The organism is Streptomyces atratus (assembly GCF_014648655.1).
GTDB classification, from domain to species: Bacteria; Actinomycetota; Actinomycetes; order Streptomycetales; family Streptomycetaceae; genus Streptomyces; species Streptomyces atratus.
In genome coordinates this window covers 1-1127 of the sequence record NZ_BMRN01000189.1, presented here as the reverse complement: position 1 = coordinate 1127, position 1127 = coordinate 1, and the positions used below count along the sequence as shown (strand labels likewise).

At 68.5% G+C, this 1127-nt stretch carries 1 protein-coding gene; it reads right to left on the bottom strand.

Annotated elements, in window-relative coordinates; all coding sequences use genetic code 11:
• Nucleotides 1-1127, bottom strand: a 1127-nt coding sequence (locus tag IEZ15_RS44010) for an amino acid adenylation domain-containing protein (protein WP_189282522.1), incomplete at both ends; no start/stop codon positions are given.

Genomic DNA, 1127 nt, shown 5'->3' with positions numbered 1-1127 from the left:
CCAGGACGGCCCGCATAGCCGCGAGCGAGCTGGACACCCGCGAGATGGAGCTCTCCCCCGACACCCACCGGCACCGGACCGAGACCCGAATCAAGGACATACATACGGGTGTTGGCAACCGGAACGCCGATCGGCACCGACGACGCACCCGGCACACACTGCCAGGCGGTGACGTCCACGGACGCCTCGGTCGGCCCGTACAGATTGTGCAGCTCCACCCCCGGCAGAACAGCGAAGAACCGCTCCTGCGCCACCACCGCCAACGCCTCACCCGAGCAGACCACCCTGCGCAGCCCACCGCACTCCCCCGCCGACGGCTCGGCAAGGAACGCCTCCAACATCGACGGCACGAAGTGCGCGGTCGTCACGGACTGTTCACGGATCAGGGAAGCGATATAACCCGGCTCGCGATGCCCACCCGGCCTGGCCACCACCAACGCCGCACCCTCCAACAACGGCCAGAAGAACTCCCACACCGACACGTCAAAACCGAACGGCGTCTTCTGCAACACCCGGTCATCAGCACCCAGCCCGAACCGGCCCTGCATCCACGCCAACCGGTTCACGATCCCCGCATGCGGCACCACCACACCCTTGGGCCGCCCCGTCGAACCCGACGTGAAGATCACATACGCGGGGCTCTCGGGCCGGACCTCGACGCCCAACGGCCCCGCATCCGGGCCCGCCGGCTCCAGCGCATCCACACACACCCGCGCCACGCCCTCGGGCAGCAGGGCCCCCAGCACCCCGCTCGTCACCACCGAAGTGGCACCCGCGGCCCCCAGGACATACGCGATCCGCTCGGCCGGATACTCCGGGTCCACCGGCAGATACGCGGCACCCGCCTTCACCACACCCAGCAGCGCCACCACCATCTCGACACCGCGCTCCAGACACACACCCACCACCGACTCGGCACCCACACCCCGAGCAATCAGACAACGAGCCAACCGATCAGCACGCACATCCAGTTCGCCATACGAAACCGACTCACCCTCGAAAACGACCGCCACCGCCTCCGGCGCCCTGCTCACCTGCGCCTCGAACAACTCCGGCAGCGTCCCCGGCACCAGGCCGGCATCAGTGTCGTTCCACTCCTCGACCACCAGACGGCGCTCGTCCTCGCC